Raw genomic sequence first — 21,296 nt, forward strand, 5'->3', positions numbered from 1 at the left:
TTTGGTGGCTCACGGGGTATATCAGATAATTACCCTTATAGGGTGCGAGCAAAACTAATCCCGTAAGGGAATCATCCAAAAGAAATTGATAAAACCAAATTCAAAAAATAGATGATCCGTTAGGAATGAGCGATAGCGAATAAAATTGGCGAAATTAGATTTTGGTGTGTTGTTCAGCTATTTTCAGTAAATTTGAACTCAATGCTGTAATTCATCAGTTTCAGAGTCGGTACAACTCTTGCAGCGGCTTTAGCTCTACGATCAAAATCATGGGCAACGAGAATACCTCTAACTTGTTTGGCGCTTTCTTCTTCTTGTAAATCACCCATATAGCCGAGTATCTGACCGATAGCGCGACTGTCAGCCTTTCCAGCTTTCAACTCAATGACAACAATTCCGTTATCATCTTCACAAGTTATATCAATTAGACCAGAATCAACAGCACGTTCGACACCATCATCAATAATTCTCAGACCAGAATCAAGCAAGGCAATGTTTTGCCTTAAAGCAACTTGCATATCACGTTCTAAAGTGAATCTTTGTTGTGTGGATTCTTGAGATGTTTGTGGAGTATCGGAAATGTCATTGATAGCTTCCGATCTTACTGATTCAGCTTTGAATCCGTCATCCATCAAAAATTTCCTGTATCGAACTACCGCATTTTTGTAGGATTGAAGATTGTTTCGAATATTACCTTCAAACTGAATTTTAGAGGGGTTCGGTTTATTTTGTCTTTCGTCTTTTGTCGAGTATTCCAAATCGTCAATAATGCTTTGGAGAGTTCCGTTCTGGAAATGTTCATCGAGATTCCCGTAACACTCCTCCACTTTTTGGACCCGATATAATTGTGCAGTTCTCGTGCCGTCTGAATATTTTTGTTCAGTAAGCCAATTAATATAATCGTTTCGCATAAAATCTCAACAAATTGTTACGTTATAAGAAATAAAAATGGCCCCAAATGGAGCCTATTTATTTACACAGCAAAATCTTCTTTGCTTTTTCCTTCTGCAATGGCGTCTTTAATCCATTGTGGTTGACGTCCCATACCAGACCACGTTTCACCATTGTTATTTTTGTAGCGAACAACAGCAGGTGTAGAAGGTCCAACTTTTTTGGAAGCCTTTTTACCTGAAACAGCAAAGCCCAAATCAGAAGCAGTGATTCCATACTCCTGCATCTTGGTTTTTATGTCTGCTACAACTTCAGCAATTTCTTTCTTCCTTGCCTCTTCAGCTTGTTGCATCAGTTTTTCGGCTTGAGCTTTCAATTCAAGATAAGTTGCCATTCTATTTCCTATGGAGGTGGACATTGACAGCAGAACGATAGCACAGAAGTAGATTAGTAGAAATGCTGAATTGGAAATTCAAGCTTATCAATGACGTCTTTCAGCACCTTCATAGGTTTCTGGTGCTGGTAATTTGTGAAGTGAGGAGATGAGAAATCAACTTTGGATTGTTCGTAGTGCCCCACAATTGACATTATCAATGCTGGATGAACACCCATATTTGTAAGCCGATTAATAAAAGTATGCCTGAATGAGTGAAAAACTTTCCTGTCGTCTTTGATCCCAATTTTATCTAACCACAGACCAAATTTTCGGGAAGTGTTTTTAGAGTAACCATTTTTTGTTTCTACCAAATGAGGAAAAAGCATCGTTTCCTTTTTTTCCTTTAAATTCCTCACATAGTTCAAGAATTTGGATTGAACTAAATTTTTGTGCAGTGGAACCTTTCTAACTGAATTAGCGTTCTTGGCCCTTTGGATGTCAAAAACCCAAATCCCATCCTCTTCATAAACCTGTTCTAAACGAAGGCTGGCTAACTCTTCTAGTCGAGCACCAGTATAAAGACCCATAATCGGTAGCCAATAATAATCAGCCTTGGTCATAAAATCTTTATAGCCCACTTCCTCAAAGATTGATTTTAAATCGTCGTCGCTAAATTCCTTATAGGAACGTGTCATTTGTTTAATCTTTGATTTAGTGGAAACCTTCACCTTCTCAAACGGATTTTCAGCAAAATAAAGATTGTTATTTATTGCATACAGAAAGAGCATACGCAAATAGGACATTTTAGAGTTAATTACACTAACTCCTGTTCCATTTGCCAGAAGCCTATTCTTATAGGCTACAGCGTCATTTGCTGTATATTCGTTAATGTCCTTATCTGAAAAAAACAGCGTAAATTCTTCATAGACCCTGTTTTTGTCATAAATGGTTTTTGCCACATTCTCTAATTGAGCTTCATTCAAATAGAGTTTTGCAACTTCGGACAGTAGTTCACTTTTCTGTTCAACTGCTTTGGGTTTTGGTGCAGGAACACCCGGAACATTTGGATTGCCAGTAGCAATAAGATTCTGGACTTGGCTACCACTGAAATTAGTAAGCTGTTCAGCAGAAACCCCCAACTTGGACAGCAGGCTGTCTATCAATGCTTCATCACCAGCTTTGATATCAGAGAACTTGATACCAGTTGGCGAAAGTTCCATTTCAAGTTTGCGAAGCTGGTCTAAATCAAAGGGCTTACTGGTCATCTCAATTTGCAGGTTCAAGGCTAATGCAGCAATCTTAGCCCTTGAATAGTCCTTTGTCTTGAGCGACCAACGGACCTTCTTTTTGTGCTGTGTGAGCCTGAAGTAGTAGACGCCGTGGCGCGACTTGTAGAGCCGTGGAAGAACATTCATTTGGAAAGTGACTCACCAAATGACCCACCCCAATGAGAAAAGCCCTCAATTTCGTCAATGAAATCAAGGGCTTAGGTGTTCTGGTGGCGCATCCCTGATTCGAACAGGGGACCTGCGGATTATGATTCCGTCGCTCTAACCGACTGAGCTAATGCGCCAAAGAACGTAACTTTAGCATATTTTTTTTCGTCTGTGTAGCGAGGCGGTAGGGCGTATGTCAGAAATGCGAAGGCCCCGCCTCTTGGCGGGGCCTTACTGCCTTCTAGGCAGTGGGCACTTACACGAAGGTAGTGCGGCTTGGACTACCTTGGGGGTAGTCGCACTGCCATGCGGCAGTGACTTAACGATAGTCCTCTTCCTTTTGAAAAAGAACTAGGGTTTATACCTATGAGGTTGCGGGACTGGTGCCGGCATTTTCGGGCATGAGGCTGGCGTTGCCTGAGAGGGCGGCGCTAAGGCTGTACAAGGGCGAGAAAGAGTCCGCCTGCGCCATGGGCCAGGCGGTGCGGAAGATGGTCTGGCGGAATTTGCCTTCCAGCAATTCGCCTTTTTCAAGATCGGGAAAAAGCGCTGAAAGCACGCGGACCTCTCCGTTTGGAATGCGCTTGGCGATATGGTGCGGCCTGAGTTCGGCCGGATGATTCAGCCCGGCCGCGCCCAGCAGTTCCGCAAGTGCTTTGAGGGTGTTGCCATGGTAATTGGCCACCCGCAACGATTTGTCGCCGACCACCAGTGCCGCCTGGCGTTTCGGGTCCTGAGTGGTGACGCCGGTGGGGCACATGCCGGTATGACAGGTTTGGGCCTGTATGCAACCCACGGCAAACATGAAGCCGCGCGCGCTGTTGCACCAATCGGCGCCCAGCGCCATGATGCGCGCCATGTCGAACGCACTGATGATCTTGCCCGACGCGCCCAGCTTGATGCGTTCGCGTAGCCCAATGCCCACCAGCGTGTTATGCACCAGCCGTAGTCCCTCGCGCAGCGGGGTGCCGACGTGGTCCACGAATTCCACGGGCGCCGCGCCGGTGCCTCCTTCAGCGCCATCCACGACGATGAAGTCAGGTGTGATGCCTGTTTTGAGCATGGCTTTGGCGATGGCGAACCATTCCCACGGGTGGCCGATGCACAGTTTGAATCCGACGGGCTTGCCGCCGGAGAGTTCTCGCAGGCGTGCAACGAAGTGCATGAGTTCGAGGGGGGTGCGAAAGGCGCTGTGGCTGGGCGGCGAGTCGCATTCCTTCCAGGGAGGGACGCCGCGGGCTTCGGCTATTTCCGGGGTTACCTTCGGACCCGGCAATATGCCTCCATGTCCGGGTTTGGCGCCCTGCGACAACTTGATCTCTATCATCTTTATGCTGTCTTGCCGCGCGCGCTTGGCGAATATTTCGTCGGAAAACCGGCCGCTTTCCCCACAGCCGAAATAGCCCGAACCGATGTTCCAAATCAAGTCGCCTTGATGCTCGAGATGGTATCGGCTGACACCGCCTTCACCCGTGTCATGCGCGAAACCGCCCAGGGCCGCGCCCTTGTTCAGGGCCAGCACGGCATTGGCCGACAGGGCGCCGAAGCTCATGGCCGAAATATTGAACACTGAAAGGGAGTAGGGCTGTGTACAGTCGGGGCCGCCCACGGTTACGCGGAATGTCTTGGAGTCGGGGTGCGAGGGCTCCATGGAATGATTGATCCACTCGTAATCGTTGCGATAGACGTCGCCCTGGGTGCCGAATGGGCGTTTGTCGATTTCCTGCTTGGCTCGTTGATAGACCAGCGAGCGATCCGCCCGGGAAAACGGCTGCGAGCTGGTATCGTCCTCGAAAAAATACTGGCGCATCTCGGGTCGGATGAACTCGAAGAAATAGCGCAGGTTGCCGATGATGGGGTAGTTGCGGCGGATGGCGTGCCGGGTCTGTTTCAAATCATAGATGCCCACCAGGACCAGCGCGGCGCAAACGGCCGAGGCCAGCAGCCATGTACTGCTTTTCATCATGCCCATCAACAGGAAGATGACGGTTCCCACTATGGCGAGGTAAAAGGCAGTGTGGCGGGTCAAATAGCGTTCCATGCTTGGATGCTCCTTGTTTCTGAATATTGCCGTGCGACCCGTCTACTATATCTCGCGGCGCCGAGTTTCAGTCCTTTGCCCGTCGTCCTCTTCTCACGCGGAACTTCAGTTCGCTGACGATGACGCCCGCCACGATCAGGGCCCCGCCCAGCAGGGCAAGTCCAGGAAGGCGCTCGCCCGCGATGCGGCCGATGATGCCGGCCCATACAGGCTCGCCGGCATAGATGACGGTGGCGCGCGTGGGCGAAACGGATTTCTGTGCCCAATTCATCGTGAGCTGGATCAGCGCGCTTGCCAGTCCCATCGCCGTCGCGATGCCGACAAGCAGCCAGGAGAATGGCGGGATAGGCTCGCCCGTAATGGGCATGCCCAGCAGCGCAAGCAGCGAGGTGAAGGCCAGTTGGACAACGGTCACGCGGCGGCTGTCCACGCTGCCTGCGAATCGGCTGATGAGAATGATCTCGACGGCGATCGACAAGGCGCCGATGAGGGTCAGGAGTTCTCCTTTGCCAAGTTCCAGCGTGCCGGCGTCCGGGCCGGTCAGCAGTACCAGGCCGACGAAGGCCAGCGTGACGCCGATCCAGCTCATGAGGCTGGGCGGGCGCTTCAGTACGCACCACTGGAGCAAGGGCACCATGGGGACGTACATGGCGGTGATGAACGCGGATTTGCTGCTGCTGATGGTCTGCAGGCCGTAGGTCTGCAAAGCATAGCCGAAGAAGATGCATACGCCGATGGAAGCGCCTGCCCAAAGTTCGCGCAGTGTCAGTCCGCGCAAGACCTTGAGCGAAAGCAGGGCCGCCAGCAGGGCGGCCGTGGCAAAACGCAGCGCGACAAAGAACAGCGGGCCGCTGGCGGTCAAGGCGATCTGGACTGCGAGAAAGGTGCCGCCCCAAACCATGGTGACGGCGATCAGGGCAAGCTCCTGGCGGCTCAAGGTCGGAAGACGCGAGCTTTCCTGTTGCGAGTGGGACATGAGGCGGATCGAGAGTGTGATTGGGAGGCAACAACTGCGCGCATAGTAACAGGACGCCGTGGTGGATTTGATTAGAATGGGCGCTTTCGGTTTGGTGGTGCGGCCGGGAGCGGCGGCGCCAGTGTCACAACCAATCCAGGACCTCATAGGCATGGCATTCTTGAAGCGTTGTTGGGAACACATACTGCACGACATTGTCGCGCCCACGCGGCCGTCTTCGCATCAATTGGTCAGGCTGGCGACACCGTTTGGCCGCAGCGCGTCGGTTCGCCGTCAAGCTGCACTGGTCATCACGGCGCGGGTTCAATTCCTGAGCCTGATCTTTGCCATCCTGGTGCCGGCCTGCGCCATCATCGATCTGGTGCTCTTCGACTGGAGAACGGGCCTGTTGCTGACCGGCTTGCGTCTCGTGGCAGGCGCCGGTTTCGCAGTGCTGGCATGGCCGGGCGAGCGCGGCCAAGCGCAGGGCTACGCCTGGTCCATCGTGCGCCTGCTGTCCATGCTGCTCATACCCACGGTCTTCTATCTTGCGGCGCTGCATATCACCGGCGGGTTGGATCTTTCGCATACACAGTCCCTGGTGGTCCAGCTGTACGGGCTCATGCCCACCATCGTGCTGGCCGGGCTGGCCATCTTTCCTTTGTCGGCCCTGGAGATACTTCTGTATTCGATTCCCGTGCTCGGCATTGCTTCCTGGGGCCTGATGGACGCGGGCGGCGGCCTGTCTCTGGTTCAGCACGGACCGGTCTACTGGTTCATGTTCATGATGATCGGCGTTGCCATGATTTCAGGGATGAGCCAGTCGCACTACATGGAAAGCCTTGTGCATCACGCCAGCACGGATCCTTTGACGGGCGCGCAAACGCGTCGTGCCGGAATCGAGGCCATCGAGCGTTCCATGAGGCAGGCGCGTACTCACGACCGGCCGCTGTCCATCATGTTTCTGGACATCGACCACTTCAAGCAGATCAATGATTCATTCGGCCACGATGCCGGCGACCAGGCGCTCATTGCGTTCGCGAAAGGACTGCGTCAAAGCCTGCGGCGTGATGACGTACTGATTCGATGGGGCGGCGAGGAATTCGTTGCGGCCTTGCCCGGCATGTCCATGAAGACCTTGCCGGCACTATTGGAAAAAATACGCGTCAATGGCTTGGGGCTTCGGATCGATGGCAAACCGCTGGAAACCTCGATCGGCATCGCGGAAAGCAGTGTCGATCAATGCGTGGATTGGGTGGAGCTCGTGAGGCTGGCCGATGAGCGGATGTATCAGGCCAAGAGCCTGGGCCGCGCCCGCGCTGTGCTGCCAAGTGGGCAGGTGGTGGCGATGGGAGGCTGATACAGGGGTCAGACCCCGTACGGGGTCTGACCCCACGGGGCTCCGTACGGGGTCTGACCCCAGGGGTTGCATGCCCCAACAAAAAACCCAGCTAAACATGCGCTTAGCTGGGTTCTCTGTATTTAGCGGTGGTGCCCAGGAGAGGACTCGAACCTCCACACCTTGCGGCACATGGACCTGAACCATGCGCGTCTACCAATTCCGCCACCTGGGCACTGTTTTGTCGCTGTCTCTTCTTTGAAGAGGAAACGGATTATATGATGAAAAATTCCTTGGCGTCAAATTGACGGTTATGCGTCATGGCCCGGATTGCGACGATTCAAGCGGCGCAAAAGGCCCGGCCAGGCCAAGGATGCTTTCCTGGCGCGATCGGCTTTGGACTCTACTTGGGCGCGTTCAAGAATTTCCTGAGGAATATGGGTAAGCGTGCCACCGGCCTGCGCTCTGACTTGCACCATGCAGGCAGCTTCGAGGCGGTGCATTGCCTGGAAGGCTTCGGCGGGGCTGGCGCCTATGGTCAGCAAGCCGTGATTGCGCAGTATCAGGTAGCTGCTGTCGCCCAGGTCGCGTACCAGGCGAGGCTGTTCTTCCGGGTTCAGCGCCAATCCTTCATAGTCATGGTAGTTAAGAGACGGCAAGACAATGAAGGCGAATTGCGATAGCGGCAACAGCCCGCATTCTTGAGCAGATACGGCGACTCCATTGATGGAGTGCGTATGCAGCACGCATGTGGCGTCTTTGCGAGCGGCATGGATGCAACTGTGGATGATGAAACCCGCGGGATTGATATCGTATTCGGACTCCATGACCTTACGGCCCTGCAGGTCGACCTTTACGAGGCTGGATGCAGTGATCTCCTCAAACATGAATCCGTATGGATTGATCAGGAAATGGTCCTCTGTTCCGGGGACTTTGGCCGTGATGTGAGTGAAGATCAGGTCGTCCCATCCGAACAGCGCTACCAGACGATACAGTGCGGCCAAATTGCATCGCATTTCCCATTCTTCGCCGGAAACGAGACTGCGCAGAGAGGAGGGGGTGGGGCTGGGGGCGTTCATGAGGGCTCCGTAAGAATTAAATTGTTTGATCGAGACGTGCCAAAAACTGTGCCAATGCCTTTTCCCACTTGTACCATTCCTTGCCGCTTGACTGGTGCCCGTATTCGGTTTCCAGTTCAAAATATTGATAAGGTACCGAGTGCTGCGTCAGCTTGTTCAAGACCTCGGCAGCGTTTTTCGAGGGAAAGATTCGATCACTGCTTGCGAGCATGAAAAAGACTTTTGCAGTCAGGCGTCCCAACTGAGGCGTTGCGTCAAAATTTCTCATGGCATGGGCCAGGACGATGAGTGTGTTGGGATCGAATTCGGTGGCCCAGCGTGCGGCGGATTCCTGTATGCCAGACGTGGCGTTGTATGCCGTCAGTGTTTCGATACGAAGCTGTCGCAGCGCAGGCAAAATTCTATCGTCGTCGTAGACCCAGCCGTTGTTCCAGTGAGGGTCGTCAAGAAGCTTGCTCAAGCTGCTGTTTGGGCCTTGGGGCACGACGTGGCGGCCGCTGAGCGAAGACAGTGCGATGCCAAGACCGCTCATTGCGCCAGGGTATTGTATGCCCCATTGCCAAGCGGCAAATCCTCCCATCGAGACACCAATGACCGCGACGAATCTGCGGATACCCAGGCTGCACGCCAGTTGGTACTGTGCGGAGACGATGTCGCCGAATGTTATGCGAGGGAAATCGGGGCCATAAGGACGGCCGGTAAGTGGATTGGCGGACTTGGGACCGGTGCTGCCGAAGCATGATCCCAGTGCGTTGGGTGCTATGACGAAGTACTGGTCCGTGTCGATGGCTTTGCCTGGACCGATAAGGGGAGCCCAGGATCCTTCCGCGGCGTTCTTAGAGTCGTTGCAAACGAATTTGTGGCTCGATGTATAGCCATGCAGTACAAGAATGGCATTGGACTTGCCGGCATTCAACTTCCCACGCGTGACATAAGCAGTGTTTACGCTTTGTAGTGTTGCGCCGTTTTCCAGTTGAAGCGTTTTCAGAAAAAAGTCGTTGTGTTGCCATTCTTGCTGATGTGTCATTCCGAATCGTGCCCGAACAAATTTGACAAGTCGATTGTGGTTAATTCGATTGAATGCCGGCGCTACGTATCAATTCGCTCCATTTCTTGCGCTCCGCATCCAGGAAGGACTGGAGGTCGGTCGGAGTCCCTCCGCCGGCTTCAATGCCTTGCTCTTCGAACCGTTTGCGAAGCTCGGGGCTTTGCGAAAGAATCGTATTGATTGCGGCGGAGAGCTTATTGATGACGTGATCGGGTACCCCCTTGGGTGCCATGAATGCCATCCAGCCTCCGGCCTCGAAGTCACCGACGCCGGCCTCCTTGAATGTCGGATAGTCTTGAAGGGCGGGCCAACGTTCGTCGGTGCCCACCGCGAGGATGCGTACCTTGCCTGCTTTGGCGAGCGGCAGCGCGCCGGAAATATGATAAAAAACGAAATCAAGCCTGCCGGCGATCAGATCGTTCAACGGGCCCTGCGAGTACGGCACATGAAGGGCCGGCATGCCCGTTCTGGCTTTGAAGAGTTCCGCTGCCAAGTGAAGAGACGTGCCCGGCCCGGAGGAACCATAGGTCAGGGCATCCTTGCGCTGTTTGCCCAGGACAATCAGTTCTTCCACCGTGTTGACGGGTAAAGAGGTCGGCACGATCAGCACGTTCGGGTTGCGGGTGAAGAGCGCGACTGGAACCAGGTCCTTTTCGATGTCGTACTTAAGATTTTCATAAAGGAATTGATTGACCGCCAGCACGCCTATGGTGCCTGCCAGAATCGTGTAGCCGTCGGGCTCAGCGCGAACCGCTTCCTGGGTTCCGTTGATGCCGCTTGCGCCAGGGCGATTCTCCACTACGAATGTCTGGCCCAGCTGTTGAGCCAGTCTGATGGCGACTTCGCGAGTCAAAACATCGGGCGTGCTTCCAGCGCCGAAGGGAACGATGATGCGTACCGGTTTTTTCAATGGATAATCCACGTCGCTGGTCTTGGCCGCGCCTGGAGCCGCATACGCTAATGCGCCCGCACAGACCATGGCAGTCATGCCAATTGCTTTTTTCACCCATTTCATGGTTTTTTGTCTCCGAAGGGTCCGCTGGAGGTGCGGAGCAACGGCAAGTATATGGGTCCGATGTTAGTCTATCAATCTTAATAAAATTGACGTTTATGCGTATAAATCCGAACAATGTTTCCCTGCGGCAGCTTAGGGCTTTTCATGAGGTGGCGCGCGCTCAATCATTCTCCGCGGCCGCGGAGAAGCTTTGTGTGACCAAGTCCGCATTGTCGGAAATGATCAAGCAGCTGGAGATCCAGACAGGTTGCCGTTTGCTGGACCGGACGACGCGGAAAGTGCAGCTCAGCACCATCGGCGAAGAGTTCTTCCATGATGTCAGCGAGGTGCTGGGCGGTTTGGATAACGCCATGCAGCGTCTGGAGGACATAAGTTCGATTGGTTCCGGCCTGGTGCGAATCACAGGTGCGCCGTCCATACTCCAAGGGATCATTCTTCCGGCGTTGGCACGTGTCCGCCGGAGGCACCCTGAGATCCGCGTGGTCTTGCACGAGCAGGGCGCCTACGGGATAGGCCGGAAGATCCTGTCGGGCGAGGTCGATTTCGGTGTGGGTGCCTTGTATGACGACGACGTCGCCAGCTTGCGTTGCACGCCTTTGATAAGAGACCCTTATGTTCTCATGGCTCCGGTCGGCCACCCCTTGCTGCATGCCTCGCTAAAGAGCGTGCATATTTCGGATCTCGCTGGTCATCCTTATATCGGTCTTACCTCCGATACCCTGATCGGCCACGTCTTGTCCGCGACGGACGCGTTTCCAATGAATGTGCGTGAGCCTTTGCTTCGGGTGTCCAATACGTCGTTATTGTGTAGCGCCATTCAGAATGGGTTGGGTATCTCCATCTTGACCAGCCTGTCGACGCGGTTCCTGAATATGTCCGGCATCGAGTCGCGATTGCTGGCCAAACCGGCAATCGAGCGGGTTATACAAATGTTCAAGCGTCCGCAACGGTCCATGTCGCCGGCTGCCCAACTCGTTTGGGAGGAAATTGCGCACGATGTAAAAAACTTGCCCGAAACGGATGGCGTTTCCAGGTTGATCTAGGGCGGTGGGGGGCAGACCCCTGGGGCGGGATCCAGGGCGGTGGGGGTCAGACCCCGTACGGGGTCTGACCCCAAAGACTAGCCCCAACAAAAAACCCAGCTAAACATGCGCTTAGCTGGGTTCTCTGTACTTAGCGGTGGTGCCCAGGAGAGGACTCGAACCTCCACACCTTGCGGCACATGGACCTGAACCATGCGCGTCTACCAATTCCGCCACCTGGGCATAAAGTGTATGCTATCGACTTGCAGCAGATACTGCCGGTACCTCGCGCTACACTTTGAAGGCACGAAGTATAGCGCGCTTTTTGATGAAATGGAAACCACCTTTGACACGCAAATCTAAGAACGACCGCAACAACAAGGAAATCGTGGCGGGCCTGCAGGATCCCCCGCCTGATTTCGACCCGGACGTCCCCAGTCGTGAAGTCATTTTGCAGTATCTCCGTAGCGCTGAAAAACCCATAGCGCCCAAAGCGCTCGCCGGAGCCGTCGGCGCTACCTTTCCGCTGTCCATCGGTTTCGAGCGCCGTCTCAAGGCCATGGAGCGCGACAACCAGATTCTTTTCAATCCCCAGGGCCGCATCCTCCTGAACAACCAGCTTGATTTCATCGCCGGCAAGGTCCAGGGGCACCGGGACGGGTTCGGTTTCCTGTTGCGCGACGACGGCGGTCCCGACCTTTTCCTGTCGCCGCGCGAAATGCTGAAGGTTCTGCATGGCGACCGGGTATTGGCCAAGCCGGCCGGCGAATACCGCGGCAAGCCCGAAGGCGCGATCGTCGAAGTGGTGGAGCGGCGCACCAACAAGCTGGTGGGGCGCTTTCTGAAAGAGCGCGGCGCTTTTATCGTCGTGCCCGAAGACCAGCGCATCAAGCACGATATCCTCATTCCCGCCTCCGACACGGGCGAGGCCGAGCACGGCCAGGTCGTCACGGTCGAGATCGTGCAGCAGCCCACCCGCCATACCCAGCCCTTGGGCAGGGTGGTCGAAGTCCTGGGCGAGATCGACGATCCCGGAATGGAGATCGAGATCGCGGTGCGCAAGTTCGACGTACCGCACATTTTTTCCGACGCCGCGCTCAAGCAGGCGGCGGACGTGCCCGCCATGGTCAGGCCCGCCGACATCCGTGGGCGCATCGATCTTCGCGACGTGCCCTTCATTACGATAGACGGCGAAGACGCCCGGGATTTCGACGATGCCGTGTTCTGCATGCCGGTCGATCTCGGAACCGAAAAACGGCGCCGTCCGGGATGGCGGCTGCTGGTCGCCATTGCCGATGTCACGCATTACGTGAAGCCACACGATGGCCTGGACGGCGATGCTCTCGAGCGCGGCACCAGTGTGTATTTTCCGCGCCGCGTTATTCCCATGCTGCCGGAATCCTTGTCCAACGGCATTTGTTCACTGAATCCGCAGGTCGACCGGCTCGTCCTGGTGTGCGACATGGTCATCGCGGCCAGCGGGACGAAAGCGGGCAGCATCACGGCCTATCAGTTCTACGACGCGGTCATCCATTCGCATGCGCGCACCACCTACACCGATGTCTGGGCGGCCTTGCAGCAGCCCACCGGCCCGGCCGCGCAGTCCATGCACGAGGTCCTGCCCCATGTACAGCATCTGTACGAGTTGTACCAGCTGTTCGCAAGCGCCCGGCAGAAGCGCGGTGCCATCGATTTCGACACGGTCGAGACCCGCATCGTGTGCAATCCGCTGGGCAAGATCGAACGCATCGAAGCCTATACCCGCAACGACGCGCATAAGCTGATCGAAGAATGCATGCTGGCCGCCAACACGTGCGCGGCCGAGTTCATGAAGCGCAACAAGCGGCACGGCCTGTATCGCGTGCACGAAGGCCCCACACCCGAAAAGCTGCAGTCCTTGCGCGAATATCTGCGCAATCTGGGCCTCACGCTGGACGGCGGCGACGATCCCGGTACCCAGGATTACGCCCGGCTGCTCAAAGAGGCACGCAACCGCCCCGACTTCGAAATCATCCAGACCATGTGCCTGCGGTCTTTGCAGCAGGCCATCTACAGCCCAGAGCAGACCGGCCACTTCGGCTTGTCGTACGAGCATTACGCACATTTCACGTCGCCCATACGGCGCTATCCCGACCTGCTCACGCACCGTGTCATCAAGGGTGTCTTGAAAGGCCAGCGCTATGTCCCGGAAGTCGACGACGTATCCAGCCTGGCCGCCTTGCCCAAGGGCGAGCGCGAACACGCCATCTGGGAAAAACTCGGCTTGCTGCTGTCCGCACGCGAACGCCGGGCCGACGACGCCTCGCGCGATGTCGAAGCCTGGCTCAAGTGCTGGTTCGTGAAGGAGCATGTCGGTGAGGTCTTCAGCGGGCGGGTCACGGGCATCGCCAGCTTCGGCATCTTCATCACGCTCGAGACGCTCTTCGTTGAAGGCATGGTGCACGTCTCCGAACTCGGTTCCGATTATTTCCAGTACAACGAGTCGATGAACGAGCTGCGCGGCGAACGCACCGGCATCCGCTTCCGCCTTACCGATCAGGTGCAGGTGCAGGTGGCGCGGGTGGACCTCGAAGCCCGGCGCATCGAATTCAGGCTGGTGAAGGGCACTGGTTTCAAAGCCCTGAAGGCTGCCTCGGAATCGCCCGCCACGGAAGGGCGCAGCAAGGTGAAACGGGCGGCCCCGACCAAGCCTGCAGCGCTCAAGGGCACGACTTCCAGGCAGCGCCGGGCGGCCGCCAAGCGCGGCGCCAGTGCCGAAGCGCCCCGTAAAACGGGCCGCAGCCGGCGCTGAAACCCCAGGGCGTGCCGCCATGTCGCGGCGCGCCTTTGCGGGCGGGATTAAAATCAGGCGATACACACTCCAAGGAACACCATGTCGTCTCATCAGGTCCTGGCCGGCTTTCACGCGGTAACGGCCCGCTTGCGTCACGCGCCGGAATCGATCAAAGAACTCTACGTCGAGGCATCTCGCCGCGACAAGCGCATGCAGTCCTTCATCGAACAAGCCCAGGCGGCCAACGTGCGCGTCCGCCCGGTGCCGGCGGACAGGCTGGACGGCCTGGCAAACGGCACGCGCCACCAAGGCGTGGTTGCGCTGGCCCTGGCTCATGCGCTGGCGATCGATGTCGATGAAGTGCTGGATTTGCTCGAAGACCGCAGCGAGCCGGCCTTGTTGCTGATACTCGATGGCGTGACCGATCCGCATAATCTGGGGGCATGCCTGCGGACTGCGGACGCCGCCGGCGTGCATGCGGTGATCGCGCCACGGGACCGCGCTGTAGGCTTGAATACGACGGTTCAGCGGGTCGCTTGCGGTGCTGCCGATACCGTGCCCTACATCATGGTGACGAATCTTGCGCGCACCATGCGGCGGCTGAAGGAAAGAGATGTCTGGCTGGTGGGCACCGATGACCAGGCCCAGGCCAGCATGCACCAGGTGGATGCCCGCAGGGCAATGGCCTGGGTGATGGGGGCGGAGGGCGAGGGCATGCGCCGCCTGACGCGCGAAACCTGCGATGAGCTCGTCAATATTCCCATGCTGGGGTCGGTCGAGAGCCTGAACGTCAGCGTAGCCAGCGCCGTCTGCCTTTACGAGTCCGTGCGCCAGCGTCGAACGGCCTGAGACCATGGCGCTTGGCATGCCATCCATTTGTTCCGCGGCCGATTCGCCCGCGGCGTCCACATTCAATTCAATCACAGTCTGATCGTCATCATGGCCAAAAACGGATTCACCACAACCATCGTCCATTCCGACCGGCGCGCATCGGTCGAGCACGGGGCGATCCACAAGCCCATGCATCCTTCTTCGGAATACGCGTTTGCCGATTCACGCGAGCTGGCGGCGGTGTTCCAGGGAAAGGCGGGCTTTACCTACGCGCGCCAAGGCACGCCCACCACGGCCGCTCTGGAGGACAAGATCACGGTCATGGAGGGCGGCACGGGCACCGTCAGCTTCGCCACCGGCATGGCCGCCCTGGCCGCCACTTTCCTGACACTGCTCAAGGCGGGAGACCATCTGGTCAGCAGTCAGCATATATTCGGCAACACCAACAGCCTGCTCGGCACATTGAGCGATTTGGGTGTGCAGGTGACTCTGGTCGACGCCACGGACGCGCGCAACATCGAGGCTGCAACCCGCCCTGAAACCAAAATGGTCTTCACCGAGACACTCGCCAATCCCGGCACGCAGGTGGCCGATCTGGTTGCCATAGGCGATTACTGCCAAAGGAACAAGCTGGTGTATGTGGTCGACAATACCCTGACGTCGCCCTTGCTGTGCCAGGGCAGGACGGTCGGCGCGTCGCTGGTCGTGAATTCTTTGTCCAAGCATATCGGCGGGCATGGAAATGCCCTGGGCGGTGCGGTGACGAACACGGGTCTTTATGACTGGAGCGAATACGCGAACATCGCTGAACCATACCGGAAAGGGAATCCGGTGTCCTGGGGGCTTACCCAGATCAAGAAGAAAGGCTTGCGAGACATGGGCGGCACCTTGTCGGCGGAAGCGGCGCACAGGCTGGCGGTCGGTGCGGAAACGCTTGCGATGCGCATGGACAAGATCTGCTCCAACGCCCTGGAGCTTGCGCAGGCGCTGAGCCGCCATCCCAAGGTCTGCAAGGTCCATTATCCGGGCTTGCCGGCACATGGCCAGCATGAGCGGGCCAAGACGCTGTTTGGGGGCCGGTTCGGGGGGCTGATGGGCATCGAACTGGTGCCGCACATCGATGTGTTCGATTTCCTGAATCGGTTGAGGGTATTGGCGTTGGCCACCCATCTGGGCGACAACCGCACGCTGGTACTGCCGATGGCGCACACCATTTACTATGAAATGGGTCCGGAGCGCCGAGCGCAAATGGGGATTTCCGACAATTTCCTGCGTGTCTCGATTGGCATAGAGGATATCGGCGATCTGATCGGCGACTTCGAGCAGGCACTGGCGTAGGCGGCAAGCTTCGGGCAATCTGGCAAATATCATAAAACACGCGCTTGGGGCAGCTTCCGCGACAAAGTTTACAAAATTGACCATTCTTGCGGCATAAAAACACAACAGCCAACAACCGTGCGGGTTTTCAGCTGTTTTTTCTCTTGACAGGCATTTCGTTCAAAGGCTTAATACGCGGTAGCCAGCCGAGTGAGCTTGCGGGCTGTAATGCCACCCGGTTGCGCCCGCTTTGTCTATGGCGGGTAGTACGGGCAGCGCCGCGCCTGCTTCGTATATTTCCATCAAATGTCGAGCCTCCTTTTCAGGCGGCTCGACTACAATAATTTTTAGGGGTAATCCTTAATGAACAAAACCGAGCTTATCGAACATATTTCCACTAAAGCCGATTTGTCCAAGGCTGATGCTGGCCGTGCACTCGAGGCTTTCATCGGTGCTGTCAAGACGACACTAAAAAAGAAGGGCACCGTAACGCTCGTAGGCTTTGGTACGTTTGCAGTTTCCGAGCGCGCAGCCCGCACAGGACGCAACCCGCGCACCGGCGAAGCCATCAAGATCAAGAAGGCGCGCGTGCCCAAATTCCGTCCCGGCAAGGCGCTGAAAGACGCCGTCAACTAACTGGGCATATTCGGCAAGTTGCCAAGCCGCGCGGGTTAAGATATAATTTTTGTCTTGATTCGTAGCAGCAAAAGTGGCCCCAAGCGTTGTTTGTTCCAGGAGTGTTTTTCCGGAACTACGCGGCAATGGGTGCTTAGCTCAGCTGGTAGAGCGGCGCCCTTACAAGGCGTAGGTCGGCGGTTCGAACCCGTCAGCACCCACCACCAACTTGCAACGAATACGAATGATAGGCATCTAGAGTAATCTAGGTGCCTTTTTTGTTGGGGTCAGACCCCATGCGGGGTCTGACCCCTCAATCCTCCTTCGGCGCGGTTCATCCTGGGGTCAGACCCCGAATGGGGTCTGACCCCACACCGCCATCGGCACGCTTTTTGCCCGCATACTTGCGTTTGCAAGGAATGAGAGGCTTTCCATGTTCGATATGAGTCTCGCCTGGTGGGAGCTGATACTGCGGGGCGCCATGGTGTATTTGGTGATGCTGGCCATGGTGAGGGTGTCGGGCAAACGTACGGTTGGCCAGTTCACGCCTTTCGACTTGCTGGTCGTCATGCTGCTGAGCGAGGCGGTTTCGAACGCCTTGAATGGCGGCGACGATTCGGTGCAGGGTGGGCTGATTGTGGCGGCCACGCTGGTGGCCCTGAATATGTTGATTGCTTTGGGAACGTCGCGCAGCAAGCGTATCGAAACCATCCTGGAAGGCGAGGAAGTCTTGCTGGGCCGCAACGGCAAGATCTTCGATAAGGTACTGAAGGCGCATCGCATCAGCCGGAACGAACTAGACAATGCGTTCCATAAAATGGATGTCACCTACGAGGAGATGGAATGCGTGATTCTCGAAGCGGATGGAACCATCAATATTCTGAAAAAGAAATAGCCTGCGCCACCGGGTTCATGACGTCGTGCGCGGAAGACATTCAAGACGGCTGTTGCCGTTTCCGGATTTTGCCCGGATCAGGATGTTCGCCGGGTGCGTAGTTCGAGCCGGGTGGCGTGGAGCGGCCACCGGGGTTGTTCCGGAGTTGCGAGTCCGCGCAGCGAGGGTTGTTTTGCGCGCCCGGTCCGGCGCAGACATCGCTTTCGGGTCGAGCACCGAATCTTCCGGGATGCTCCGGCGAGCGCCTGTCGCGGCTACTGTCCTGCGGCGCGGCTTGTGTGCCTTTATTGGGATGGGCGTCGGTTCCGGCTCCCGTTCTGGCATTGGTTTGCGGCTGCGCCCAAGCATAGGGCACAAGCAGCAAGGAAAGGCAGCATGCTGCCGACGATAGCGTTCTTTTCATGTCAGTCTCCTGAGTACAAGGCCGGTCGGTCGTAGCAGGAAAGCAAGCGCTATACCCACAGCTATACCCACATTATTGCGAATCGTTCGCATTACTGTTAATATGCTTAACTTGTTTGGAGCAGCAGCCTTTTGTGCACGATACTAACGCTGTGCAGCTGTGCAACTTTATCTTTGGCCTGATTCATGCCGCGTTCTCGTGTCCAGTTTGTCAATCGCCCCGCCCTTGTCCGAGTCGCGGGGGGAGCAACTGCTTTGGGTTTGCACCTTGTCGTACTCGGCGCTATTTTGTCGGCACCGCCCGTCAAACCCGAAATAGAAATGCCCGAAACAGTGGAAGTGCGTTTCGTGGAAATTGCCGATGACGTCGTCGATGCGGCGGAAAATCCCGAGCCGGAAACCGAAGAGGTAGCGGTGGCGGCACCGCCCGAACCGGAGCCCGTCGTCGAGCCGGTTCCCGAGCCTGAGCCCATTCCAGAGCCGGAACCCGAGCCAGAGCCGGAACCTGAACCCATTCCAGAGCCCGAACCCATTCCCGAACCCATCCCGGAACCAGAGCCGGTGGTCGAGCCTGAGCCCGAACCCGTCATCGAGCCAGAGCCGGAGCCAGAGCCTGTCATCGAAGAGCCCGAGCCCGAGGCGATCACGCCCGAGCCGCCTCCACCGCCTCCGCCTCCGCCGCCGCCCCCCAAGCCGGAGCCGCCTCCAAAGCCGAAGCCGAAACCGGTGCCTCCGCCCAAGCCGAAGCCCGCTCCCAAGCCGGCACCAAAGCCCGCGCCCAAGGTGGAAGCCGCTGCGCCGGTGGGCAAGTCCGCCGCGCCCGCCATGCCGCAGGCCCCCGCAAGGCCGGTGGATCCCGACCGTCCGCGCATGATCGGGAAGGTGGACTACCTGGGCAAGCGGCCCATGCCGGTATATCCGCGCGCATCCGAACGCCGTGGGGAGCAGGGCAGGGTGGTGGTACGTGTGTTGATTTCGCCGCAAGGAACGGTGCTGCAGGCCAGCGTTCGTTCATCGTCCGGGCATGAGCGCCTGGACGAAGCCGCAGTCAAGGCCGCCCGCACGGCCCGCTTCAAGCCCTATACCGAAAATGGCATCGCTTATCAGGCCATGGCTGACATACCGTTTGATTTTGTTTTATAGGACACAATGAATGTTCGACTTACTAGATAGCGCTATACACGTGCTGGCGCAATTGGGCGAAGCCGGGGCGCTTGCCCCGGCCGACGCGCCCGCCGTGGCGAGCGCGGTTCCGCCGGCGGGGATGACGGCGCAGCAAGTTGCCGAGGCGGGCGGCATGCTGCACTTCATTTCGCAGAGCGACATCGTCGGCAAGACGCTGTTCGGCATACTGGTGATCATGTCCCTGACGAGCTGGTATCTGATCTTCGTGAAATCGTTCACCAATATGCGCATCCGCCGGCGCTCCAATAACTTCCTACGCGAGTTCTGGGCCGCCAGCTCGCTGGAGCAGGTCGAGAACGAGATCACCACGCACGGCGCGTCCGAGCCTTTCGCGCACCTGGCCAGCCATGCGATTCACGCGCAGAACCATCACACGAGATACGGCGCGATGAAGCTCGAAGAGAAAGGGTCGACGGGCGCTTTCGTCACCCGCACCATACGCAAGGTCATCGACGAGGAAACCGCCAAGCTGGAGAACGGGTTGACGGTGCTTGCCTCCATCGGCTCCACGGCGCCGTTCGTCGGCTTGTTCGGAACCGTATGGGGGGTTTATCATGCCTTGGTGGGCATCGGCTTGTCCGACGGCGTCACGGTGAACCGCATTGCGGGCCCCGTCGGCGAAGCGCTCATCATGACCGGCCTGGGCCTGGCGGTCGCGATTCCGGCAGTATTGGCCTACAACGGATTTGTGCGCAGCAATCGCGTCTATCTGGCGCGTCTCGATGCCTTTGCGCACGACCTGTTCACCTTCCTGTCGACCGGCCAGCAAGCCTTTGAGTCATCGGGCAGGGTGCGGCGCGTGAAGATTGCAAGCACGAAGGATGAATAAATCATGGCTTTCGGCAGTTTCGACAACAGCAAGGGCGCAGGCAGCACGGTCTCCGAGATCAACATGGTGCCCTTGATCGATGTGATGCTGGTCCTGCTGGTGATTTTCATCATCACCGCGCCTTTGCTCAGCCACTCCATCAAGATCAACGTGCCCCAGGCAACGGCGCAGCCGGTCGAGCAAGAACCCCGCATCATCGATCTGGCGATCAACGCGGATGGCGCCTTGTTCTGGAATGAAACCGCCGTAAGCCTGGATGAGCTCAAAGAGCGCTTCGCCGCTGAGTCGGTCCAGGATCCTCAACCCGAATTGCGGATCCGCGCCGACCTGAATACCCGCTATGAAACGCTGGCGCAGGTCATGGGCAGCGCGAAATCGGGCGGACTAAAACGCATCGGATTCATCACGCGGCCGGGCGCGACCGCAGCGCCGCCGGCGACGCAGAACGATGCACAAGGCGCGGCGCAAGGCACTGTCACGCAAGACAGCAATCCGTCAGGGTTGTAACACCCCCGGCGGGGCGGGAACCATTCGCGCGTGCTTCGATATAGAATCGTTCCATGCGAGTTCTAGTAATCGAAGACGACACCACATTGGGTCACGCCCTGCAGGAATTCCTGGTCCAGCAGGGCTATGCGGTCGACTGGCTGGCCGACGGCGAAACGGCGCTCAGCGCCATCGCAGGGCAAAGCTATGATCTCTTGCTGCTCGACCTGAACCTGCCGGGCAAGAGCGGGCTCGACATTCTTCACGACCTGCGAGCCAATCACGAACAGCTTCCCGTCCTTATCCTTACCGCGCGCGACGGGGTCGAAGACCGCGTCGCGGGGCTGGACGCCGGCGCCGACGACTACGTCACCAAACCTTTCGAATTGGCCGAACTCGCGGCGCGAGTGCGAGCCTTCGGGCGGCGCCGCAGCGGGCAGAAGCAGCCTCTCATCGAAGCGGGGCCGCTGCAACTCGATACCGTGGGGCGCGAGGTGCGCGTCAACGGCGATCGCCTTGCGCTTTCCGTGCGCGAGCTGTCGGTCCTGGAAATGCTGATGCTGCGTGCGGGACGCGTGGTGACCAAGCGCCAGATCGTCAATTCCCTGTCGGCCTGGGACGCCGATTTCAGCGAGAATGCGGTCGAAGTCTATGTATACCGGCTGCGCAAACGGCTCGAAGGCACGGGTGCGGGTATCCAGACGGTACGTGGCTTCGGCTATCTGCTCGATGTAGAAAGTGCTGTCCAGACTCCATAAGAC

General features: G+C 57.1%; 20 protein-coding genes and 4 tRNA genes. 12 read left to right on the plus strand and 12 right to left on the minus strand.

Annotation, left to right across the window (positions count from 1 at the left end; all coding sequences use genetic code 11):
• Positions 1–173: 173 nt before the first annotated feature.
• From ACSBPU_RS08830 to ACSBPU_RS08855, 6 genes are all read right to left on the minus strand, one after another.
• A complete protein-coding gene (locus ACSBPU_RS08830) occupies positions 174–911 on the minus strand; it encodes an endonuclease NucS domain-containing protein (protein ID WP_442597335.1) in 738 nt (245 codons plus the stop codon).
• A 62-nt stretch (positions 912–973) separates the two neighbouring features.
• Entirely contained in the window at positions 974–1,285 is a 312-nt protein-coding gene (locus ACSBPU_RS08835) for an H-NS histone family protein (protein WP_442597337.1), read from the minus strand.
• A gap of 53 nt (positions 1,286–1,338) precedes the next feature.
• Positions 1,339–2,682 (minus strand): tyrosine-type recombinase/integrase, encoded by a 1,344-nt coding sequence (locus ACSBPU_RS08840; protein WP_442597339.1) that lies wholly within the window; start codon positions 2,680–2,682, stop codon positions 1,339–1,341.
• An 81-nt stretch (positions 2,683–2,763) separates the two neighbouring features.
• A tRNA-Met gene (locus ACSBPU_RS08845) sits at positions 2,764–2,840 on the minus strand.
• Positions 2,841–3,067: 227 nt separating this feature from the next.
• On the minus strand, positions 3,068–4,744 hold the full coding sequence (locus tag ACSBPU_RS08850; RefSeq protein WP_442597341.1) for an FMN-binding glutamate synthase family protein: 1,677 nt from the start codon (positions 4,742–4,744) through the stop codon (positions 3,068–3,070).
• A gap of 67 nt (positions 4,745–4,811) precedes the next feature.
• Positions 4,812–5,720 carry a DMT family transporter gene (locus ACSBPU_RS08855; protein WP_442597343.1) on the minus strand — a complete coding sequence of 303 codons (909 nt, stop codon included), beginning with the start codon at positions 5,718–5,720 and terminating at the stop codon, positions 4,812–4,814.
• A 151-nt stretch (positions 5,721–5,871) separates the two neighbouring features.
• On the opposite strand from ACSBPU_RS08855, the gene ACSBPU_RS08860 reads away from it, so the two are divergent.
• Positions 5,872–7,059: a diguanylate cyclase gene (locus tag ACSBPU_RS08860; protein WP_442597345.1), complete on the plus strand. Its 1,188-nt coding sequence runs from the start codon at positions 5,872–5,874 to the stop codon at positions 7,057–7,059.
• Between the two features lie 129 nt (positions 7,060–7,188).
• Here ACSBPU_RS08860 and ACSBPU_RS08865 read toward each other — a convergent pair.
• The 4 genes from ACSBPU_RS08865 to ACSBPU_RS08880 all read right to left on the minus strand — a co-directional run bounded on the left by ACSBPU_RS08865 (position 7,189) and on the right by ACSBPU_RS08880 (position 10,153).
• A tRNA-Leu gene (locus tag ACSBPU_RS08865) sits at positions 7,189–7,273 on the minus strand.
• Between the two features lie 76 nt (positions 7,274–7,349).
• Complete coding sequence (locus ACSBPU_RS08870; RefSeq protein ID WP_442597347.1) at positions 7,350–8,117, minus strand: class II aldolase/adducin family protein; 768 nt, start codon at positions 8,115–8,117, stop codon at positions 7,350–7,352.
• Between the two features lie 16 nt (positions 8,118–8,133).
• Complete coding sequence (locus tag ACSBPU_RS08875) at positions 8,134–9,144, minus strand: alpha/beta fold hydrolase (RefSeq protein WP_442597349.1); 1,011 nt, start codon at positions 9,142–9,144, stop codon at positions 8,134–8,136.
• A 40-nt stretch (positions 9,145–9,184) separates the two neighbouring features.
• Positions 9,185–10,153: a Bug family tripartite tricarboxylate transporter substrate binding protein gene (locus ACSBPU_RS08880; protein WP_442597351.1), complete on the minus strand. Its 969-nt coding sequence runs from the start codon at positions 10,151–10,153 to the stop codon at positions 9,185–9,187.
• 122 nt (positions 10,154–10,275) lie between these two features.
• Here ACSBPU_RS08880 and ACSBPU_RS08885 point away from each other — a divergent pair, with 122 nt between their 5' ends.
• Positions 10,276–11,223 carry a LysR family transcriptional regulator gene (locus ACSBPU_RS08885; RefSeq protein WP_442597353.1) on the plus strand — a complete coding sequence of 316 codons (948 nt, stop codon included), beginning with the start codon at positions 10,276–10,278 and terminating at the stop codon, positions 11,221–11,223.
• Between the two features lie 137 nt (positions 11,224–11,360).
• Here the strand turns inward: ACSBPU_RS08885 and ACSBPU_RS08890 are convergent.
• Positions 11,361–11,445: transfer RNA gene (locus ACSBPU_RS08890), tRNA-Leu, on the minus strand.
• A gap of 103 nt (positions 11,446–11,548) precedes the next feature.
• Here ACSBPU_RS08890 and rnr point away from each other — a divergent pair.
• From rnr to ACSBPU_RS08920, 6 genes are all read left to right on the plus strand, one after another.
• On the plus strand, positions 11,549–13,993 hold the full coding sequence (gene rnr / locus ACSBPU_RS08895) for a ribonuclease R (RefSeq protein WP_442597355.1): 2,445 nt from the start codon (positions 11,549–11,551) through the stop codon (positions 13,991–13,993).
• 81 nt (positions 13,994–14,074) lie between these two features.
• Positions 14,075–14,824 carry a 23S rRNA (guanosine(2251)-2'-O)-methyltransferase RlmB gene (rlmB, locus tag ACSBPU_RS08900; protein WP_442597357.1) on the plus strand — a complete coding sequence of 250 codons (750 nt, stop codon included), beginning with the start codon at positions 14,075–14,077 and terminating at the stop codon, positions 14,822–14,824.
• 90 nt (positions 14,825–14,914) lie between these two features.
• Entirely contained in the window at positions 14,915–16,144 is a 1,230-nt protein-coding gene (locus tag ACSBPU_RS08905) for a cystathionine gamma-synthase family protein (RefSeq protein WP_442597359.1), read from the plus strand.
• Between the two features lie 342 nt (positions 16,145–16,486).
• Entirely contained in the window at positions 16,487–16,759 is a 273-nt protein-coding gene (locus ACSBPU_RS08910; RefSeq protein WP_093970339.1) for an HU family DNA-binding protein, read from the plus strand.
• A gap of 127 nt (positions 16,760–16,886) precedes the next feature.
• A tRNA-Val gene (locus ACSBPU_RS08915) sits at positions 16,887–16,962 on the plus strand.
• A gap of 209 nt (positions 16,963–17,171) precedes the next feature.
• The gene (locus ACSBPU_RS08920; RefSeq protein WP_180070845.1) at positions 17,172–17,633 is read left to right on the plus strand and encodes a YetF domain-containing protein; all 462 of its coding nucleotides are present in this window, start codon (positions 17,172–17,174) and stop codon (positions 17,631–17,633) included.
• 40 nt (positions 17,634–17,673) lie between these two features.
• Here the strand turns inward: ACSBPU_RS08920 and ACSBPU_RS08925 are convergent, their stop codons facing one another.
• The gene (locus ACSBPU_RS08925; protein ID WP_442597361.1) at positions 17,674–18,036 is read right to left on the minus strand and encodes a hypothetical protein; all 363 of its coding nucleotides are present in this window, start codon (positions 18,034–18,036) and stop codon (positions 17,674–17,676) included.
• Between the two features lie 320 nt (positions 18,037–18,356).
• On the opposite strand from ACSBPU_RS08925, the gene ACSBPU_RS08930 reads away from it, so the two are divergent.
• The 4 genes from ACSBPU_RS08930 to ACSBPU_RS08945 are packed head-to-tail and all read left to right on the plus strand — an operon-like array spanning position 18,357 to position 21,293.
• Positions 18,357–19,178: an energy transducer TonB gene (locus tag ACSBPU_RS08930; RefSeq protein ID WP_442597363.1), complete on the plus strand. Its 822-nt coding sequence runs from the start codon at positions 18,357–18,359 to the stop codon at positions 19,176–19,178.
• 10 nt (positions 19,179–19,188) lie between these two features.
• A complete protein-coding gene (locus tag ACSBPU_RS08935; RefSeq protein ID WP_442597365.1) occupies positions 19,189–20,049 on the plus strand; it encodes a MotA/TolQ/ExbB proton channel family protein in 861 nt (286 codons plus the stop codon).
• 3 nt (positions 20,050–20,052) lie between these two features.
• Positions 20,053–20,556, plus strand: a complete 504-nt coding sequence (locus ACSBPU_RS08940; RefSeq protein ID WP_442597367.1) for an ExbD/TolR family protein — start codon at positions 20,053–20,055, stop codon at positions 20,554–20,556.
• A 53-nt stretch (positions 20,557–20,609) separates the two neighbouring features.
• Positions 20,610–21,293 carry a response regulator gene (locus ACSBPU_RS08945; protein WP_180070835.1) on the plus strand — a complete coding sequence of 228 codons (684 nt, stop codon included), beginning with the start codon at positions 20,610–20,612 and terminating at the stop codon, positions 21,291–21,293.
• Positions 21,294–21,296 lie beyond the last annotated feature (3 nt).

Origin of the sequence: Parapusillimonas sp. JC17 (genome assembly GCF_052180245.1) — a bacterium.
GTDB lineage: Bacteria > Pseudomonadota > Gammaproteobacteria > Burkholderiales > Burkholderiaceae_B > Parapusillimonas.

Excerpts from the sequence above, each read along its gene's own strand:
- ACSBPU_RS08920 (WP_180070845.1), top strand. The coding sequence starts at position 17,172 with ATGTTCGATATGAGTCTCGCCTGGTGGGAGCTGATACTGCGGGGCGCC.
- ACSBPU_RS08840 (WP_442597339.1), bottom strand. The coding sequence starts at position 2,682 with ATGAATGTTCTTCCACGGCTCTACAAGTCGCGCCACGGCGTCTACTAC.
- ACSBPU_RS08905 (WP_442597359.1), top strand. The coding sequence starts at position 14,915 with ATGGCCAAAAACGGATTCACCACAACCATCGTCCATTCCGACCGGCGC.
- ACSBPU_RS08870 (WP_442597347.1), bottom strand. The coding sequence starts at position 8,117 with ATGAACGCCCCCAGCCCCACCCCCTCCTCTCTGCGCAGTCTCGTTTCC.
- ACSBPU_RS08835 (WP_442597337.1), bottom strand. The coding sequence starts at position 1,285 with ATGGCAACTTATCTTGAATTGAAAGCTCAAGCCGAAAAACTGATGCAA.
- ACSBPU_RS08945 (WP_180070835.1), top strand. The coding sequence starts at position 20,610 with ATGCGAGTTCTAGTAATCGAAGACGACACCACATTGGGTCACGCCCTG.
- ACSBPU_RS08930 (WP_442597363.1), top strand. The coding sequence starts at position 18,357 with ATGCCCGAAACAGTGGAAGTGCGTTTCGTGGAAATTGCCGATGACGTC.
- ACSBPU_RS08935 (WP_442597365.1), top strand. The coding sequence starts at position 19,189 with ATGTTCGACTTACTAGATAGCGCTATACACGTGCTGGCGCAATTGGGC.
- ACSBPU_RS08860 (WP_442597345.1), top strand. The coding sequence starts at position 5,872 with ATGGCATTCTTGAAGCGTTGTTGGGAACACATACTGCACGACATTGTC.
- ACSBPU_RS08940 (WP_442597367.1), top strand. The coding sequence starts at position 20,053 with ATGGCTTTCGGCAGTTTCGACAACAGCAAGGGCGCAGGCAGCACGGTC.
- ACSBPU_RS08885 (WP_442597353.1), top strand. The coding sequence starts at position 10,276 with ATGCGTATAAATCCGAACAATGTTTCCCTGCGGCAGCTTAGGGCTTTT.
- ACSBPU_RS08830 (WP_442597335.1), bottom strand. The coding sequence starts at position 911 with ATGCGAAACGATTATATTAATTGGCTTACTGAACAAAAATATTCAGAC.
- ACSBPU_RS08880 (WP_442597351.1), bottom strand. The coding sequence starts at position 10,153 with ATGACTGCCATGGTCTGTGCGGGCGCATTAGCGTATGCGGCTCCAGGC.
- ACSBPU_RS08850 (WP_442597341.1), bottom strand. The coding sequence starts at position 4,744 with ATGGAACGCTATTTGACCCGCCACACTGCCTTTTACCTCGCCATAGTG.
- ACSBPU_RS08910 (WP_093970339.1), top strand. The coding sequence starts at position 16,487 with ATGAACAAAACCGAGCTTATCGAACATATTTCCACTAAAGCCGATTTG.
- rlmB (WP_442597357.1), top strand. The coding sequence starts at position 14,075 with ATGTCGTCTCATCAGGTCCTGGCCGGCTTTCACGCGGTAACGGCCCGC.
- ACSBPU_RS08925 (WP_442597361.1), bottom strand. The coding sequence starts at position 18,036 with ATGAAAAGAACGCTATCGTCGGCAGCATGCTGCCTTTCCTTGCTGCTT.
- ACSBPU_RS08855 (WP_442597343.1), bottom strand. The coding sequence starts at position 5,720 with ATGTCCCACTCGCAACAGGAAAGCTCGCGTCTTCCGACCTTGAGCCGC.
- ACSBPU_RS08875 (WP_442597349.1), bottom strand. The coding sequence starts at position 9,144 with ATGACACATCAGCAAGAATGGCAACACAACGACTTTTTTCTGAAAACG.